This is a genomic window from Flammeovirga aprica JL-4, from assembly GCF_012844305.1.
GTDB classification, from domain to species: domain Bacteria; phylum Bacteroidota; class Bacteroidia; order Cytophagales; family Flammeovirgaceae; genus Flammeovirga; species Flammeovirga aprica.
This window is the reverse complement of sequence record NZ_JABANE010000434.1, coordinates 1-535: the sequence shown is the minus strand read 5'-3', so window position 1 is coordinate 535 and position 535 is coordinate 1. Positions and strand designations below refer to the sequence as shown.

The window sequence follows — 535 nt, the reverse complement described above, 5'->3', positions numbered from 1 at the left end:
CAACGAACTGCGCTGCGGCGCGACGAACCTGGATATCGCCCGCGCGCTGTTTATCAGCGAGAACACGGTGCGGACGCACCTGTACAATGTGTTTCGTAAACTGAGCGTGAAAAATCGCACCCAGGCGGTGAGCTGGGCTAACGAACATCTGCGCCACTAAGCGGGTAAACGTGCGCCGTCAGCGGTCCGCCGGCGGCGCAGGAGGGCAGAGTTTAAAAGCTCTGCTCGAAGTAGCTTTCCAGTATGACTACGGCAGAGGCTGAATCGACGCTGCCTTTATTCAGCGCCCGGTAGCCGCCGTGTTCAAACAGGCCCGCGCGGGCCTCAACCGTACTCAGCCGTTCATCGTGGAGAAGGATCGCGACGCCAAAGCGGCCATGAATTTTATTGGCGAAATTACGCGCGCGCGCCGTCAGCGGTTGCTCGGTGCCGTCCATATTGAGCGGCAGGCCGACGATTACCGCCTCAGGCTGCCACTCTTTAAGCAGTTTTTCGATGACGTTCCAGTCCGGTTTACCATCCTGCGCCTTCAGCG

2 protein-coding genes are annotated in these 535 nt (G+C 59.3%); one reads left to right on the top strand and one right to left on the bottom strand.

The features are described from left to right. Window positions 1-7: 7 nt before the first annotated feature. A complete protein-coding gene (locus HHU12_RS34800) occupies window positions 8-160 on the top strand; it encodes a LuxR C-terminal-related transcriptional regulator (protein ID WP_317170784.1) in 153 nt (50 codons plus the stop codon). 52 nt (window positions 161-212) lie between these two features. Here HHU12_RS34800 and ruvX read toward each other — a convergent pair. Beyond that, the coding region (gene ruvX, locus HHU12_RS34795; RefSeq protein WP_169661248.1) for a Holliday junction resolvase RuvX at window positions 213-535 on the bottom strand (323 nt) is incomplete at its 5' end.